At 68.4% G+C, this 16,358-nt stretch carries 13 protein-coding genes; 7 read left to right on the forward strand and 6 right to left on the reverse strand.

Annotated features, from left to right (window positions below; all coding sequences use genetic code 11):
* Positions 1–299: 299 nt before the first annotated feature.
* From rsmG to rpmH, 6 genes are all read right to left on the reverse strand, one after another.
* Positions 300–1,016 carry a 16S rRNA (guanine(527)-N(7))-methyltransferase RsmG gene (gene rsmG / locus AB0F29_RS38950; protein ID WP_026290411.1) on the reverse strand — a complete coding sequence of 239 codons (717 nt, stop codon included), beginning with the start codon at positions 1,014–1,016 and terminating at the stop codon, positions 300–302.
* 109 nt (positions 1,017–1,125) lie between these two features.
* Positions 1,126–1,641 (reverse strand): R3H domain-containing nucleic acid-binding protein, encoded by a 516-nt coding sequence (locus tag AB0F29_RS38955; RefSeq protein ID WP_361883003.1) that lies wholly within the window; start codon positions 1,639–1,641, stop codon positions 1,126–1,128.
* 14 nt (positions 1,642–1,655) lie between these two features.
* On the reverse strand, positions 1,656–2,921 hold the full coding sequence (gene yidC, locus AB0F29_RS38960) for a membrane protein insertase YidC (protein WP_361883006.1): 1,266 nt from the start codon (positions 2,919–2,921) through the stop codon (positions 1,656–1,658).
* 3 nt (positions 2,922–2,924) lie between these two features.
* Complete coding sequence (yidD, locus tag AB0F29_RS38965; RefSeq protein WP_078625761.1) at positions 2,925–3,284, reverse strand: membrane protein insertion efficiency factor YidD; 360 nt, start codon at positions 3,282–3,284, stop codon at positions 2,925–2,927.
* Positions 3,281–3,652: a ribonuclease P protein component gene (gene rnpA, locus AB0F29_RS38970; protein ID WP_007447378.1), complete on the reverse strand. Its 372-nt coding sequence runs from the start codon at positions 3,650–3,652 to the stop codon at positions 3,281–3,283. The genes yidD and rnpA overlap by 4 nt, the downstream gene beginning before the upstream one ends.
* Before the next feature lie 19 nt (positions 3,653–3,671).
* On the reverse strand, positions 3,672–3,809 hold the full coding sequence (gene rpmH / locus AB0F29_RS38975) for a 50S ribosomal protein L34 (protein ID WP_003967884.1): 138 nt from the start codon (positions 3,807–3,809) through the stop codon (positions 3,672–3,674).
* 381 nt (positions 3,810–4,190) lie between these two features.
* On the opposite strand from rpmH, the gene dnaA reads away from it, so the two are divergent.
* The 7 genes from dnaA to gyrA all read left to right on the forward strand — a co-directional run bounded on the left by dnaA (position 4,191) and on the right by gyrA (position 16,339).
* Positions 4,191–6,062: a chromosomal replication initiator protein DnaA gene (gene dnaA / locus AB0F29_RS38980; protein ID WP_361883011.1), complete on the forward strand. Its 1,872-nt coding sequence runs from the start codon at positions 4,191–4,193 to the stop codon at positions 6,060–6,062.
* A 981-nt stretch (positions 6,063–7,043) separates the two neighbouring features.
* Positions 7,044–8,174, forward strand: coding sequence for a DNA polymerase III subunit beta (gene dnaN, locus AB0F29_RS38985; RefSeq protein WP_018957319.1), 1,131 nt, complete (start codon positions 7,044–7,046; stop codon positions 8,172–8,174).
* 161 nt (positions 8,175–8,335) lie between these two features.
* Complete coding sequence (gnd, locus tag AB0F29_RS38990) at positions 8,336–9,220, forward strand: phosphogluconate dehydrogenase (NAD(+)-dependent, decarboxylating) (RefSeq protein ID WP_018957318.1); 885 nt, start codon at positions 8,336–8,338, stop codon at positions 9,218–9,220.
* A gap of 67 nt (positions 9,221–9,287) precedes the next feature.
* Positions 9,288–10,418: a DNA replication/repair protein RecF gene (recF, locus tag AB0F29_RS38995; RefSeq protein ID WP_361883015.1), complete on the forward strand. Its 1,131-nt coding sequence runs from the start codon at positions 9,288–9,290 to the stop codon at positions 10,416–10,418.
* Between the two features lie 194 nt (positions 10,419–10,612).
* Positions 10,613–11,134 carry a DciA family protein gene (locus AB0F29_RS39000; RefSeq protein ID WP_361883018.1) on the forward strand — a complete coding sequence of 174 codons (522 nt, stop codon included), beginning with the start codon at positions 10,613–10,615 and terminating at the stop codon, positions 11,132–11,134.
* Positions 11,135–11,582: 448 nt separating this feature from the next.
* Positions 11,583–13,652 (forward strand): DNA topoisomerase (ATP-hydrolyzing) subunit B, encoded by a 2,070-nt coding sequence (gene gyrB, locus AB0F29_RS39005; RefSeq protein WP_361883021.1) that lies wholly within the window; start codon positions 11,583–11,585, stop codon positions 13,650–13,652.
* 47 nt (positions 13,653–13,699) lie between these two features.
* Entirely contained in the window at positions 13,700–16,339 is a 2,640-nt protein-coding gene (gene gyrA, locus AB0F29_RS39010; RefSeq protein WP_361883024.1) for a DNA gyrase subunit A, read from the forward strand.
* Positions 16,340–16,358 lie beyond the last annotated feature (19 nt).

A 16,358-nucleotide genomic window follows, 5' to 3' on the forward strand; every position in this document is an offset into this window, starting at 1 on the left:
CGCTGTTCTGTGGATGAATCCGCGCGTGTGGACAACTCGGCAACCCGTCCCGGCTTGCGGTCGCGCGGCGTGGCAGCCGCACGACCACGGCCGATGATTCCCTGCAACAGAGAGCGACGTTTCACGTGAAACACGATGCCCCCGCGGAGCAACTACCAGGCCACGACACTCCGCACGGGGTATGTATCGCTACTTTCCGGCAGAACCGCTGCTAAGCGGGGCGAGAGCTAACAGAAACTGCATATCGCCCGGCCGGGCAGAGCTCCCGACCGGGCGGTGCCAACGTCCTGCGGCGCCCCTCAGCGACGCCTGCGCGTCCGCTCCGTCCGAGCGGCCTTGGCCCTCTTTGCGGCGAACCTCACACCGCCCGGGCTCTCTCCCACCACGACACGGACCACGGTGGAGAGCGGATCGACCAAACCCTCACCGACCTGGAGCACCTCGGTCTCCAGGACACCGAGCTTGCTGAGCGCGGCCCTGGCACCGTTGAGCTCCTCCTCGGCGGTGTCCCCCTTGAGCGCGAGCATCTCCCCGTAAGGCTTCAGCAGGGGCACGCCCCAGCCTGCCAGCCGGTCCAGCGGTGCCACCGCACGGGCGGTCACCACGTGAACGGGCTGAAGCGTCCCGAGGACCTCCTCGGCCCGGCCGCGCACGACCGTCACATGGTCCAGGCCGAGCAGTTCGACGACTTCCTGGAGGAAGTTCGTCCTCCGCAGCAGTGGCTCCAGCAAAGTGATCTTGAGATCGGGGCGCACCAGAGCCAGCGGGATGCCGGGCAGCCCCGCGCCGGAGCCCACATCGCAGACGGTGACGCCTTTGGGCACGACCTCGGAGAGCACCGCGCAGTTCAGCAGGTGCCGCTCCCACAGCCGGGGGACCTCACGCGGCCCGATCAGGCCTCGCTTGACCCCGGCATCCGCCAGGAGCTCCCCGTACCGGACAGCCTCCGGAAAGAACTCTCCGAACACCGCCTGCGCCTCCGCAGGTGCCTGGGGGAGCTCTGCTGCCTCCGTCACGGGGACCGTCCTTCCGTACCGCACTAGCGCACTGTGGGTGGCTGACTATCAGGCTGACAAAGATCGGCCCCGCCTGCGAACAGACGGGGCCGACAGTACAAGGATCCGGTCAGGCCGGGAGAACGACGACGAAGCGCTGCGGCTCCTCGCCCTCCGACTCGCTCCGGAGACCGGCCGCGGCGATCGCGTCGTGCACGACCTTGCGCTCGAACGGTGTCATCGGGTCCAGCTTCACCGGCTCGCCCGAGCTCTTGACCTCGTCCGCGGCCTTGGCACCCAGCGCCGCGAGGATCTCGCGCTTCTTGGCCCGGAAGCCACCGATGTCCAGCATCAGGCGGCTGCGGTCACCCGTCTCCCGGTGGACGGCCAGCCGCGTCAGCTCCTGGAGCGCCTCCAGGACCTCACCGTCGCGGCCCACGAGCTTCTGGAGGTCGCGCGCCGATTCGCTGATGATCGACACCGCGGCCCGGTCCGCCTCGACATCCATGTCGATGTCGCCGTCGAGGTCGGCGATGTCGAGCAGACCCTCAAGATAGTCGGCCGCGATCTCACCCTCCTGCTCCAGGCTGGTCAGGGTGTCGCTGCCGGCCTCGGCGGCGGCCGTGGAGGTGGTGCCTTCCGTCACGGATGGACTCCTTCTTACTTCTTGGACGGGTGCTTGGGCCGCTGGGGACCCCTGCGCTGTCCGGATTTGGCTTGGCGTGAGGAGCCGGAGGCGGGCTTGCCCGCCGACTTCGGCTTGTCGTCCTGCGGTGCGTCCTGCTTCTCGAGCGAGGTCTTGGAGCCGGCGTCCGCAGGCTCCGTGTCCTTGGCTCCACCGGTCGTGGCACCGGCCGTCTGGCGCTTCGCCTTGGTCTGGCGCTTGGGCTGCTGCCGCTTGGGCGCCTGGCTGCTCTCGGCGTCGACGGCGGCGGTCTCGCTCTTCTGCACCGTGCCGTCCTCCTGGGCCGCGAAGCCCAGCTTGCCGAGGCCGGTGATGAACTTGCGCTCGATGTCGTTGCGGTCGGGGCCCTTGGCGACGATGGCCTTGACGGTGTTGCGCCGGGTGCGGCCGCGCACCTGCTCCCGGGCGGTCACGCTCTTGAGGACCCGCTGGAGGTAGGCGTCCTGCGCCTTGCTGCCCGGCGTCGGGTTCTGGTTGATCACGTACATCTGCTGACCCATGGTCCAGACGTTCGTGGTCAGCCAGTAGACGAGGACACCGACGGGGAAGTTGATGCCCATCACGGCGAAGATGACCGGGAAGATGTACATCAGCATCTTCTGCTGCTGCATGTACGGGGTCTTCACCGTCAGGTCGACGTTCTTCGTCATCAGCTGGCGCTGCGTGAAGAACTGCGAGGCCGACATCAGCACGATCATGATCGCGGTGACGATCCGGACGTCCATCAGGGAAGCGTCGAGCGAGGTGACCTTCTCGACGCTGTCCGTGAACTTCGCGGCGAGCGGGGCACCGAAGATGTGGGCCTCACGCGCGCTGTCCAGCAGGTCCTGGTTGATCGCCCCGATCTTCTTGCCCGAGGCGATGGACGACAGCACGTGGTACAGGGCGAAGAAGAACGGGGACTGCGCCAGGATGGGAAGGCACGAGGAGAGCGGGTTGGTGCCCGTCTCCTTGTACAGCTTCATCATCTCTTCGGACTGACGCTGCTTGTCGTTCTTGTAGCGCTCCTGGATCGCCTTCATCTTCGGCTGGAGCACCTGCATGTTGCGGGTCGACTTGATCTGCTTCACGAAGAGCGGGATCAGGCAGATCCGGATCAGCACCACCAGGGACACGATCGACAGGCCCCAGGCCCAGCCGGAGTCGTCGCCGAAGAGCGCCCCGTAGACCTTGTGGAACTGAACGATCACCCATGAGACGGGTGTGGTGATAAAGCTGAACAGACTGGCAATCGTGTCCACTAATCAGGCTCCTTGAGCATTGGGCGAGGTCTCTGCGGCCGGGCTCGGAGGTTCGGAGACCGACCCCCCGGACGGCACATCAGCGGCGGACTCCCCGCCCTTTTCGCCGCGCAGGGCATTGCGCAGCAGCTCGTGCCACCGCGGACGCCTGCGTGGCGGGACATGGTCCACACCGCCGGGTGACCACGGATTGCACCGCAGGATGCGCCAGGCTGTCAGCGCTGTTCCCTTGATGGCACCGTGCCTGTCGATCGACGTATATCCATAGTGGGAACACGACGGGTAGTAACGGCAGACAGGCCCGAGAAGTGGACTGATCGTCCACTGGTACAGCTTGATGAGAGCAAGCAGCGGGTACTTCATCGCGCGCCCCCTCCCAGCAGCCGCTGAAGGGCGGCGTCCAGGTCTCGGGCCAGCTGTGCATGGTCGGCGTCGCCCGCACCGGGCAGCGCCCGTACGACAACAAGGCTACCGGGGGGCAGCTGAGCCAGCCGGTCGCGGACCAGGTGGCGAAGCTTCCGCTTCACCGCGGTACGGACGACTGCGCCCCCCACGGCCTTGCTGACAACGAAACCCGCACGCGGCGGGGGAACAGTCTCCCCCGTCACGTGCGGGTCCGTATCACCGCTGCGTAGATGGACGACGAGCAGTGGACGTCCGGCTCGACGTCCTCGTCGTACCGCGGTCGCGAAGTCCTCGCGCCGCCTCAGCCGATTCTCGGTAGGCAGCACGTCATGGACCTGTTGGCGATCAGGCGGACAGGCTGCTGCGGCCCTTGCCACGGCGGTTCGCGAGAATCGCACGGCCGGCACGGGTACGCATGCGCAGCCGGAAGCCATGGGTCTTGGCGCGACGACGGTTGTTCGGCTGGAAGGTGCGCTTGCTCACTCGGGGGCTCCAGAAATGATTCGTGTGTTGGCGGGACATCGCCTGGCTGTCACCGTGCGCCCACGAGGAACTCGCGTAAACGCCTTAGTGCACCGCTTCACAATCACAGATCGTGATCTTTGCCCATCGGAGGCAGGCGGCAGCAGCCATCGACAACTCGACCTGGTCACGGTACGCGCGGCTACGCCATCCGGTCAAACCGGCTGCGTGCGACCCCTCATTGTGCACAGCCTGTGGACAACAACTTGAACCGCGCGGCTCCGCCTGACTACCGTGGCTGAACTCCGGTTCTTTTCCTTCCCGACTGCCGGGCCTCACCCGACCCGACCCATCCCGTCCCGAGAACCACACATTCGTGGGACATGCGAGAGAGCGTGCCTTGTGGCTGACGTACCTGCCGATCTTGCCGCAGTGTGGCCGCGAGTGCTGGAACAACTCCTCGGGGAGGGTCAGCAGGGCATCGAGCCGAAGGACAAGCAGTGGATCGAGCGCTGCCAGCCCCTGGCACTCGTCGCCGACACCGCACTGCTGGCCGTCCCCAATGAATGGGGCAAGCGCGTACTGGAGGGCCGGCTCGCGCCGCTCATCAGCGAGACGCTGACCCGTGAGTGCGGCCGCCCCATCCGGATCGCGATCACCGTCGACGACTCCGCGGGCGAACCGCCCTCCCCGCCGGCGCCCCCGATGCACCAGTCGCACCAGAGCCAGCAGGGCCGCCGCTACCCGGCGCAGCCGCGCGACGACGGTCCGCGGGGCGACACGTACGACGGTTACGGCCACCGGCCCTCCGACGACGGCATGCCGACGGCCCGGCCGGCCTACCCCGACTACCAGCAGCAGCGCCCGGAGCCCGGCGCCTGGCCGCGCACCCAGGAGGACCTCTCCTGGCAGCAGCCGCGGCACGGCGGGTACCAGGACCGCGAGCAGCCCTCCGGCGAGCCGTACCGCGAGAGCGAGTCGTACCGGGAGCGCGAGAACGAGCAGTACCGGGAGCAGCCCCCGGAGCAGTGGCGCGAGCCGTACGGCACCGGGCGCCCCCAGCAGCACGACTACCGGTCGCAGCCTCCTGAGCACCAGGGGTACGAGCAGCAGCGCCCCGACCGCCAGGACCAGCAGCAGCCGGGGCCCCGCCAGGGCGGCCACGGCCCCGGGCGGGCCGGCGGTTCGGTACCCGGTCCGATGGGCGCCCAGCCCGCCCCCGCGCCCGGTCCCGGCGAACCGCACGCCCGGCTGAACCCGAAGTACCTCTTCGACACCTTCGTCATCGGGGCGTCCAACCGGTTCGCGCACGCCGCGGCCGTCGCCGTCGCCGAGGCTCCGGCGAAGGCGTACAACCCCCTCTTCATCTATGGGGAGTCCGGGCTCGGCAAGACCCACCTGCTGCACGCCATCGGGCACTACGCGCGGAGCCTCTATCCGGGGACCCGGGTGCGGTACGTGAGCTCGGAGGAGTTCACCAACGAGTTCATCAACTCGATCCGCGACGGCAAGGGCGACACCTTCCGCAAGCGCTACCGCGACGTGGACATCCTGCTGGTCGACGACATCCAGTTCCTGGCGAGCAAGGAGTCGACGCAGGAGGAGTTCTTCCACACCTTCAACACGCTGCACAACGCGAACAAGCAGATCGTGCTCTCCTCGGACCGTCCGCCCAAGCAGCTGGTGACGCTGGAGGACCGGCTGCGCAACCGCTTCGAGTGGGGTCTGACGACCGATGTCCAGCCGCCCGAGCTGGAGACCCGGATCGCGATCCTCCGGAAGAAGGCGGTGCAGGAGCAGCTCAACGCCCCGCCGGAGGTCCTGGAGTTCATCGCCTCGCGGATCTCACGCAACATCCGTGAGCTGGAGGGCGCGCTGATCCGGGTGACCGCCTTCGCCTCGCTGAACCGGCAGCCGGTGGACCTCGGGCTGACCGAGATCGTCCTGAAGGACCTGATCCCGGGCGGCGAGGAATCGGCGCCGGAGATCACCGCGCCGGCCATCATGGCGGCGACCGCGGACTACTTCGGCCTCACGGTGGACGACCTCTGCGGATCCTCGCGCAGCCGGGTCCTGGTGACGGCGCGCCAGATCGCCATGTATCTCTGCCGCGAGCTGACCGACCTCTCACTGCCTAAGATCGGTGCGCAGTTCGGCGGCCGTGACCATACGACGGTGATGCACGCGGACCGGAAGATCCGGGCGCTGATGGCGGAGCGCCGCTCCATCTACAACCAGGTCACCGAGCTGACCAACCGCATCAAGAACGGCTGACGCGGGCTTCCAGGACTTCTCCTGAAGCGTTTCTCAGGGGCGCCTGGTGCGGACCTCCACGGTCCGCGCCAGGCGCTTCTCGCGTTCTCGGGGCCCCGCAGCGGCCCGTACGGAGCCTCCACCGGGCCGTCCGGAGCCTCTGTCGGCCCGTCCGGAGCCGTTGTCGGGCTGTTCGGAGCCCGCGTCGAACGCCCCGTGGGCCCCGCGCTGTTCGAATACGGGCTGCTCAGAGGCTCTTCTCCACAGATGTGGGAGAAATCTTCCGTCCACAGCCTGGGGACTGGGAAGTTGTCCATATTGCGTCCACAGGGCGCGCTGCCGATACTCCATCAGGCCAGGTCACCCGGCTGGGGATTTGTGGTAAACCGTCATCCACAGCCTGTGGACAGAGTTTTCGTCCACAGAGGGTCGTCGCAGTTGTCCACCGGCAACCCACAGGCTGGGCCTTGTTGTCCCCAGCTTCTTCCCGCTTCTCCACACCCCTGTCCACTGTTCGGCAACGCAACACCCGCTCTCACCGCTCGGAGTGAAAGGCGTCACACCAAGGGGGTCGGTTGGGCTGTGGGGAACGTGGGTAAAGCTGGGGACAGGCCTGGGGAGAAGTGGCCCCCTCCTGTGCATCGGGTGTGCAGAACTTTCGCCCGTCCACAGAAAGCCCCGGTTTTCCACGGGCGCCACCCACAGGACCGGTGGACAAAAAACAGTCGCTGACCTGCGCAAACGACGTTATCCACGGTATCCACAAGGCCTACTACTACTACCACCCAGAGTTAGCCAGGAATCAGCTTCGAAGTGGGTGCTGTGGACAACTCGCCCCTCGACCGCCGCGAAGCTCTTGGCCCGACTTGACCCCGAGCAGCAACGACTGTCGGTGCCGTACGTCAGACTGGACCCCGGAGCCTCCCCAGCCCTCGGCAGGGAGCTCCGGTCCAGACGACGAAGGCCAGCAGTGCGAGCGAGCAACAGCAGGAGGCGGTTCCGGTGAAGATCCGGGTGGAGCGCGATGTACTCGCGGAGGCGGTGGCCTGGGTGGCCCGCAGCCTCCCGGCCCGTCCGCCGGCGCCCGTTCTCGCGGGCCTTCTGCTGAAGGCCGAGGACGGAGCTCTCAGCTTCTCCAGCTTCGACTACGAGGTCTCCGCCAGGGTCTCCGTGGACGCGGAGGTCGACGAGGACGGCACGGTGCTCGTCTCCGGCCGGCTGCTCGCCGACATCTGCCGCGCCCTGCCGAACCGCCCGGTGGAGATCTCCACCGACGGTGTGCGGGCCACGGTCGTCTGCGGCTCCTCCCGCTTCACCCTCCACACACTGCCGGTGGAGGAGTACCCCGCGCTGCCGCAGATGCCGACCGCCACGGGCACCGTCCCCGGTGAGGTCTTCGCCTCCGCCGCCGCCCAGGTCGCCATCGCCGCCGGCCGCGACGACACGCTGCCGGTGCTCACAGGTGTGCGGATCGAGATCGAGGGCGACACCGTCACCCTCGCCTCCACCGACCGCTACCGCTTCGCGGTCCGCGAGTTCCTGTGGAAGCCGGAGAACGCCGACGCCTCCGCGGTCGCCCTGGTGCCCGCCAAGACCCTCCTGGACACCGCCAAGGCGCTCACGAGCGGCGACACGGTCACCCTGGCGCTCTCCGGCTCCGGCGCGGGCGAGGGCCTGATCGGCTTCGAGGGCGCCGGACGCCGGACGACCACGCGTCTCCTCGAAGGCGATCTTCCGAAGTACCGCACGCTCTTCCCGACCGAGTTCAACTCCGTCGCGGTGATCGAGACGGCCCCCTTCGTCGAGGCCGTCAAGCGCGTGGCCCTGGTCGCGGAGCGCAACACCCCCGTACGGCTCAGCTTCGAGCAGGGTGTCCTCATCCTGGAAGCCGGTTCCAGTGACGACGCACAGGCTGTGGAGCGCGTCGACTCGGTGCTGGAGGGCGACGACATCTCGATCGCCTTCAACCCGACGTTCCTGCTGGACGGTCTGAGCGCGATCGACTCCCCGGTCGCCCAGCTCTCGTTCACCACGTCCACCAAGCCCGCCCTGCTCAGCGGCCGCCCGGCCGTCGACGCCGAGGCGGACGACGCGTACAAGTACCTGATCATGCCGGTGCGCCTCTCCGGCTGATCCCGGCATCCCCCGGCTGATCGGGGGACGTATCCGCGGCAGTTTCCGGCGGGCCCGTTCGGCGCGGAGCGGGCCCGCCGTGCTGTCCCCCGCCGGGCGTAGGCTCGGTCCTGGGCGCAAACGCCCCGACGCTTATCGCCACGACGCTTAAGGAATCTCTGATGGAGCTCGGTCTCGTCGGCCTCGGCAAGATGGGCGGCAACATGCGCGAGCGCATCCGCCGCGCAGGCCACACCGTCATCGGTTACGACCGCAACCCGGATGTCGCCGATGTCCACAGTCTCGAAGAGCTTGTGGGCAAGCTGAAGGGCCCGCGGGTCGTCTGGGTCATGGTCCCGGCCGGTGCCGCGACCCAGTCCACGATCGACGAGCTGGCCGAGCTGCTCTCGCCCGGCGACGTCGTCGTCGACGGTGGGAACTCCCGCTGGACCGACGACGAGAAGCACGCCGCCGAGCTGGGCCTCAAGGACATCGGCTTCGTGGACTGCGGCGTCTCCGGTGGCGTCTGGGGCCTGAAGAACGGTTATGCCCTGATGTACGGCGGCACCGAGGAGAACGTGGCGAAGGTCCAGCCGATCCTCGACGCGCTGAAGCCCGAGGGTGACTTCGGCTCCGTGCACGCGGGCAAGGTCGGCGCCGGCCACTTCGCGAAGATGGTCCACAACGGCATCGAGTACGCCATGATGCAGGCCTACGCCGAGGGCTGGGAGCTGCTGGAGAAGGTCGACTCCGTCACCGACGTGCGCGAGGTCTTCCGCTCCTGGCAGGAGGGCACGGTCATCCGTTCCTGGCTGCTCGACCTCGCGGTCAACGCGCTCGACGACGACGAGCACCTGGAGAAGCTCCGGGGCTTCGCCGCCGACTCGGGCGAGGGCCGCTGGACGGTGGAGGCCGCGATCGACAACGCGGTGCCGCTGCCCGCGATCACGGCGTCGCTGTTCGCGCGGTTCGCCTCGCGCCAGGACGACTCGCCGCAGATGAAGATGATCGCCGCGCTACGCAACCAGTTCGGCGGGCACGCGGTCGAGTCCAAGTCCGAGAACTGATCGGACCGCCGGCGACGCGTCGGCAGCGCAACAACCTGCGAAGCACCATCGGGAGAGGTCGGCCACCATGCACGTCACCCATCTCTCGCTGGCCGACTTCCGCTCGTACGCCCGGGTCGAGGTCCCTCTCGACCCGGGCGTCACCGCGTTCGTGGGGCCCAACGGGCAGGGCAAGACCAACCTCGTCGAGGCGGTCGGCTATCTCGCCACCCTCGGCAGCCACCGGGTCTCCTCGGACGCCCCGCTGGTGCGGATGGGCGCGGAGCGGGCGGTTATCCGTGCGGCGGTCACCCAGGGCGAGCGTTCGCAGCTGATCGAGCTGGAGCTGAACCCGGGCCGAGCCAACCGGGCCCGTATCAACCGGTCCTCGCAGGTCAGACCGCGTGACGTACTCGGGATCGTACGGACTGTGCTGTTCGCGCCGGAGGATCTGGCCCTGGTCAAGGGCGACCCCGGTGAGCGGCGGCGGTTCCTGGACGAGCTGATCACGGCGCGGTCGCCCCGGATGGCCGGGGTCCGCTCCGACTACGAGCGGGTGCTCAAGCAGCGCAACACCCTGCTGAAGTCCGCGGCGATGGCCCGGCGGCACGGCGGGCGCTCGATGGACATGTCCACCCTCGACGTCTGGGACCAGCACCTGGGCCGGGTGGGCGCGGAGCTGCTCGCGCAGCGCCTCGATCTGATCGCCACGCTCCAGCCGCTGGCCGACAAGGCGTACGGGGACGTGGCTCCGGGCGGCGGTCCGGTGGCGCTGGAGTACCGCAGCTCGGTCGGCGAGGACGTGGGCCCCGAGCGCACCCGCGACGAGCTGTACGAGCAGCTGATCGCGACGCTCGTGGGGGTCCGCAAGCAGGAGATCGAGCGGGGCGTGACCCTTGTCGGCCCGCACCGCGACGATCTGGTGCTCGGTCTGCGGGGGATGCCGGCGAAGGGGTACGCGAGCCACGGCGAGTCCTGGAGCTACGCGCTGGCGCTGCGGCTGGCCAGTTACGAGCTGTTGCGCTCCGAGGGCAACGAGCCGGTGCTGGTGCTGGACGACGTCTTCGCCGAGCTGGACGCCCGTCGCCGTGAGCGGCTGGCGGAGCTGGTGGCTCCGGGCGAGCAGGTGCTCGTGACGGCCGCGGTGGCGGAGGACGTGCCGGGCGTGCTGGCGGGGGCGCGGTACGCCGTGTCCTCGGGCGAGGTGGAGCGCGTATGACCACCCGGGGCGAGAGCGGGGCGGGCCGACGGGGATCGGCCTCCCGCGCGGGCGGTACGGGAGCGGCGCGCGCGAAGGGCGCGGGCCGGGCAGGTGGGCCGGCAGAGGCGTTGCCGGATCCGGCTGCTTCCGGGACGACGGCCGGGACGGCCTCCGGGGCTCCGTCCGCGGCCGCTTCCGGGGCGCCTTCAGAGGTGCCGAAGCCGCCCGAGGTGACCGGGGTCGATCTCGCCCGGGTCGCGTTGCGGGCGGCGAAGGAGCAGGCCAGGGCGCGTGGTGCGGCGGCGCAGCAGAAGAAGCAGGCCCGGCGGGGCGGCGGGCTGCGCTCGGGCGCCCGGTCGGACGGCCGGGATCCGCAGCCGTTGGGCTCCGCGATCAATCGGCTGATCACCGAGCGGGGCTGGGAGACGCCCGCCGCGGTCGGCGGGGTGATGGGGCGGTGGCCGCAGATCGTCGGCGACGATCTGGCGAACCACTGCGTACCCCTGCGGTACGACGACGATCCGGACGCCCGGGTGCTGACCGTGAGCTGTGACTCGACGGCGTGGGCGACGCAGCTGCGGCTGCTGGCTCCGCAGCTGGTGGCCCGGCTGAACGCGGATCTGGGGCAGGGCACCGTACGGATGATCAAGGTGGTCGGGCCGGGGGGCCCGGAGCGCCGGTTCGGGCCGTTGCGGGCGCCCGGCAGCAAGGGTCCTGGCGACACCTACGGGTGAGGGTGCGGGCCGCCGGCGGGAGGGGGCGGGCCCTCGCGGCCCCGCGGTCGGGTCCTCCGCTCCTTGCGCCCCACTCGTAAGGATCATCGGTCACCGCGCTGAGCTGCACTTTTGGCGTAAACTTGTCGTGTACCGGGCGGGCGTATGGGTGGGTTCGTCAGGGTTCGCGCGAGAGGAAACCGGCCGGTACGGCCGGAGCGTCCCTCACCGTAGCGAGAGGTTGACAGGCCGAAGCGCTCAAAGCCCTTCAGGGCCTCTTGGAGCCCCTTCCCGAATATGGGGAGTCGTCAGCCGCTCATTCAGGGCGGCACATGCGTACTCAGGTACCGGCAAACCCCCATTCATGTCAGTGCTACCGGTAGACTGGTGAGTAATCCCGCCGCTGAGGCGGGAGTCGTCGATACAAGCCGAACGACGCAGCCGCTCCCGCCTGTCCGGAGAACGGCCTGTGCTGTGCCAGAAAGGGCGCTTCGTGGCCGATTCCGGCAACCCCAACGAGAACATTCCGTCCACAGCGGGCGAGCACGGCGAGGTCGCCGCCTCGTACGACGCCAGTGCGATCACCGTGCTGGAAGGGCTGGACGCGGTCCGCAAGCGGCCTGGCATGTACATCGGCTCGACCGGTGAGCGCGGCCTGCACCACCTCGTGCAGGAAGTCGTCGACAACTCGGTCGACGAGGCGATGGCGGGCCACGCGGACACCATCGACGTCACGATCCTCGCCGACGGCGGGGTGCGTGTGATCGACAACGGCCGGGGCATCCCGGTCGGCATCGTGCCGTCCGAAGGAAAGCCGGCCGTCGAGGTCGTGCTGACCGTGCTGCACGCGGGCGGCAAGTTCGGCGGCGGCGGCTACGCCGTCTCCGGCGGTCTGCACGGCGTCGGCGTCTCCGTCGTCAACGCCCTGTCCACCCGGGTCGCCGTCGAGGTCAAGACCGACGGCCACCGCTGGACCCAGGACTACAAGCTCGGTGTCCCGACCGCCCCGCTGGCCCAGCACGAGGCCACCGAGGAGACCGGTACGACGGTCACCTTCTGGGCCGACGGGGACATCTTCGAGACCACCGAGTACAGCTTCGAGACCCTCTCGCGCCGCTTCCAGGAGATGGCGTTCCTCAACAAGGGCCTCACCCTCAAGCTCACCGACGAGCGGGAGTCGGCGAAGGCGACGGCGGGCGCGGACAGCGCGGACGCGGTCGAGCCCGCCGAGGAGGAGACCGCCCGCACGGTCACGTACCACTACGAAAACGGCATCGTCGATTTCGTGAAGTACCTCAACTCCCGCAAGGGCGACGTCATTCACCAGTCGGTGATCGACATCGAGGCCGAGGACAAGGACCGTCTCCTCTCGGCCGAGATCGCCATGCAGTGGAACACGCAGTACACCGAGGGCGTCTACTCCTTCGCCAACGCGATCCACACGCACGAGGGCGGCACGCACGAGGAGGGCTTCCGTGCGGCGCTGACCTCGCTGGTCAACCGGTACGCGCGCGACAAGAAGCTGCTCCGCGAGAAGGACGACAACCTCACCGGCGAGGACGTCCGCGAGGGCCTCACCGCGATCATCTCGGTGAAGCTGGGCGAGCCGCAGTTCGAGGGCCAGACGAAGACCAAGCTGGGCAACACGGAGGCCAAGACCTTCGTGCAGAAGGTCGTCCACGAGCAGCTGACGGACTGGTTCGACCGGAATCCCAACGAGGCCGCCGACATCATCCGTAAGGGCATCGCCGCCTCGACCGCCCGGGTGGCGGCCCGCAAGGCGCGTGACCTGACGCGGCGCAAGGGGCTGCTGGAGAGCGCCTCGCTGCCGGGCAAGCTCAGCGACTGCCAGTCGAACGATCCCACCAAGTGCGAGATCTTCATCGTCGAGGGTGACTCCGCCGGCGGTTCGGCGAAGTCCGGCCGCAACCCGATGTACCAGGCGATCCTGCCCATCCGCGGCAAGATCCTGAACGTCGAGAAGGCCCGGATCGACAAGATCCTCCAGAACACCGAGGTCCAGGCGCTGATCTCGGCGTTCGGCACCGGGGTCCACGAGGACTTCGACATCGAGAAGCTCCGCTATCACAAGATCATTCTGATGGCGGACGCCGACGTCGACGGTCAGCACATCAACACCCTGCTGCTGACGTTCCTCTTCCGCTTCATGCGGCCCCTGGTGGAACAGGGCAACGTCTACCTCTCGCGCCCGCCGCTCTACAAGATCAAGTGGGGCCGGGACGACTTCGAGTACGCCTACTCGGACCGGGAGCGAGACGCCCTGGTGGCGCTCGGCAAGCAGAACGGCAAGCGGATCAGGGAAGACTCGATCCAGCGCTTCAAGGGCCTCGGCGAGATGAACGCCGAAGAGCTGCGCATCACGACCATGGACGTCGACCACCGGGTCCTCGGCCAGGTGACGCTGGACGACGCGGCGCAGGCCGACGACCTGTTCTCGGTGCTCATGGGCGAGGACGTCGAGGCGCGGCGCTCGTTCATCCAGCGCAATGCCAAGGACGTCCGCTTCCTCGACATCTGAGTCGGCCGTACCAGCGACGCCGCAGCTCGAAAGGACTTTGACCAGCAATGGCCGACGAGAACACCCCTGTGACACCTGAACCCGTGATGCCCGAGGCGGAGATCATCCCCGGCGTGGGCATGCGTGTCGAGCCCGTCGGGCTCGAGACGGAGATGCAGCGCTCCTACCTCGACTACGCGATGTCCGTCATCGTCTCGCGTGCGCTGCCCGACGTACGGGACGGCCTCAAGCCCGTCCACCGCCGGGTGCTGTACGCGATGTACGACGGCGGGTACCGCCCCGAGAAGGGCTTCTACAAGTGCGCCCGCGTCGTCGGCGACGTGATGGGCACCTACCACCCGCACGGCGACTCCTCCATCTACGACGCCCTGGTGCGCCTCGCGCAGCACTGGTCGATGCGCATGCCGCTGGTGGACTCCAACGGCAACTTCGGTTCCCCGGGCAACGACCCGGCCGCCGCCATGCGGTACACCGAGTGCAAGATGATGCCGCTGTCCATGGAGATGGTCCGGGACATCGACGAGGAGACCGTCGACTTCCAGGACAACTACGACGGCCGCAACCAGGAGCCGACGGTCCTGCCGGCGCGCTTCCCGAACCTGCTGGTCAACGGCTCCGCGGGCATCGCGGTCGGCATGGCGACCAACATCCCGCCGCACAACCTCCGCGAGGTCGCCTCCGGTGCCCAGTGGTATCTGGAGCACCCCGAGGCCTCGCACGAGGAGCTGTTGGACGCGCTGATCGAGCGCATCAAGGGCCCCGACTTCCCCACCGGCGCGCTGGTCGTGGGCCGCAAGGGCATCGAGGAGGCGTACCGCACCGGCCGTGGCTCCATCACGATGCGCGCGGTCGTCGCGGTCGAGGAGATCCAGGGCCGTCAGTGCCTGGTCGTCACGGAGCTTCCGTACCAGACCAACCCCGACAACCTCGCGCAGAAGATCGCCGACCTGGTCAAGGACGGCAGGGTCGGCGGGATCGCGGACGTCCGCGACGAGACCTCCTCGCGTACGGGTCAGCGCCTGGTCGTCGTCCTCAAGCGGGACGCGGTCGCCAAGGTCGTCCTGAACAACCTGTACAAGCACACCGACCTCCAGACGAACTTCGGCGCGAACATGCTGGCGCTCGTCGACGGGGTGCCGCGCACGCTGTCGATCGACGCGTTCATCCGCCACTGGGTGACGCACCAGATCGAGGTCATCGTCCGGCGGACGAAGTTCCGGCTGCGCAAGGCGGAGGAGCGGGCGCACATCCTGCGCGGCCTCCTCAAGGCCCTGAACGCCATCGACGAGGTCATCGCCCTCATCCGGCGTTCCAACACGGTGGACATCGCCCGCGAGGGCCTCATGGGCCTGCTGGAGATCGACGAGCTCCAGGCGAACGCGATCCTGGAGATGCAACTGCGCCGGCTGGCCGCGCTGGAGCACCAGAAGATCACCGCCGAGCACGACGAGCTCCAGGCGAAGATCAACGGCTACAACGAGATCCTGGCCTCGCCCGCCAAGCAGCGCTCCATCGTCAGCGAGGAGCTGGCGGCGATCGTCGACAAGTTCGGCGACGACCGGCGCTCCGCGCTGGTGCCCTTCGACGGTGACATGTCCATCGAGGACCTGATCGCCGAGGAGGACATCGTCGTCACGATCTCCCGCAGCGGCTATGTGAAGCGCACGAAGACGGACGACTACCGCTCGCAGAAGCGCGGCGGCAAGGGCGTGCGCGGGACGAAGCTGCGGGAAGACGACATCGTCGACCACTTCTTCGTCTCGACGACCCACCACTGGCTGCTGTTCTTCACGAACAAGGGCCGGGTCTACCGGGCCAAGGCGTACGAGCTCCCGGACGCCGGCCGGGACGCGCGCGGCCAGCACGTCGCCAACCTGCTGGCCTTCCAGCCGGACGAGAAGATCGCCCAGATCCTGGCGATCCGCGACTACGAGGCCGTGCCGTACCTGATCCTGGCGACGAAGGGCGGTCTGGTGAAGAAGACCGCGCTCAAGGACTACGACTCGCCGCGCTCGGGCGGTGTCATCGCGATCAACCTGCGCGAGATGCCGGACGGTGGCGACGACGAGCTGATCGGCGCCGAGCTGGTGTCGGCCGAGGACGATCTGCTGCTCATCAGCAAGAAGGCCCAGTCGATCAGGTTCACCGCGACGGACGACGCGCTGCGCCCGATGGGCCGTGCCACTTCGGGCGTCAAGGGGATGAGTTTCCGCGAGGGCGACGAACTGCTCTCGATGAATGTCGTCCGGCCCGGTACGTTCGTCTTCACCGCTACCGACGGCGGGTACGCGAAGCGGACCCCTGTCGACGAGTACCGCGTCCAGGGCCGCGGCGGCCTCGGCATCAAGGCAGCCAAGATCGTGGAGGACCGCGGATCGCTCGTCGGTGCGCTGGTGGTCGAGGAGACGGACGAGATTCTCGCCATCACGCTCGGCGGTGGTGTGATTCGTACGCGAGTCAATGAAGTCAGGGAGACGGGCCGTGACACCATGGGCGTTCAACTGATCAATCTGGGCAAGCGCGACGCCGTCGTCGGCATCGCGCGCAACGCCGAGGCCGGCCGTGAGGCGGAAGAGGTCGATGGGGCCGATGACGTCGATGGCGAGCTGGCCGAGGTTCACGCCGCGGGCGTGAGCGAGGGCACTGTCGAGGGCACGGAGCCTTCGACCGGGGAGCACGAGGAGTAGAGCGTGAGTGGAGCCATGG

Origin of the sequence: Streptomyces sp. NPDC026589, assembly GCF_040638385.1 — a bacterium.
Classification (GTDB): domain Bacteria; phylum Actinomycetota; class Actinomycetes; order Streptomycetales; family Streptomycetaceae; genus Streptomyces.

Bases quoted from the DNA above. Each gene is read 5' to 3' on its own strand.
- recF (WP_361883015.1), top strand. From the start codon at position 9,288: ATGCACGTCACCCATCTCTCGCTGGCCGACTTCCGCTCGTACGCCCGG.
- gyrA (WP_361883024.1), top strand. From the start codon at position 13,700: ATGGCCGACGAGAACACCCCTGTGACACCTGAACCCGTGATGCCCGAG.
- gnd (WP_018957318.1), top strand. From the start codon at position 8,336: ATGGAGCTCGGTCTCGTCGGCCTCGGCAAGATGGGCGGCAACATGCGC.
- yidD (WP_078625761.1), bottom strand. From the start codon at position 3,284: ATGAAGTACCCGCTGCTTGCTCTCATCAAGCTGTACCAGTGGACGATC.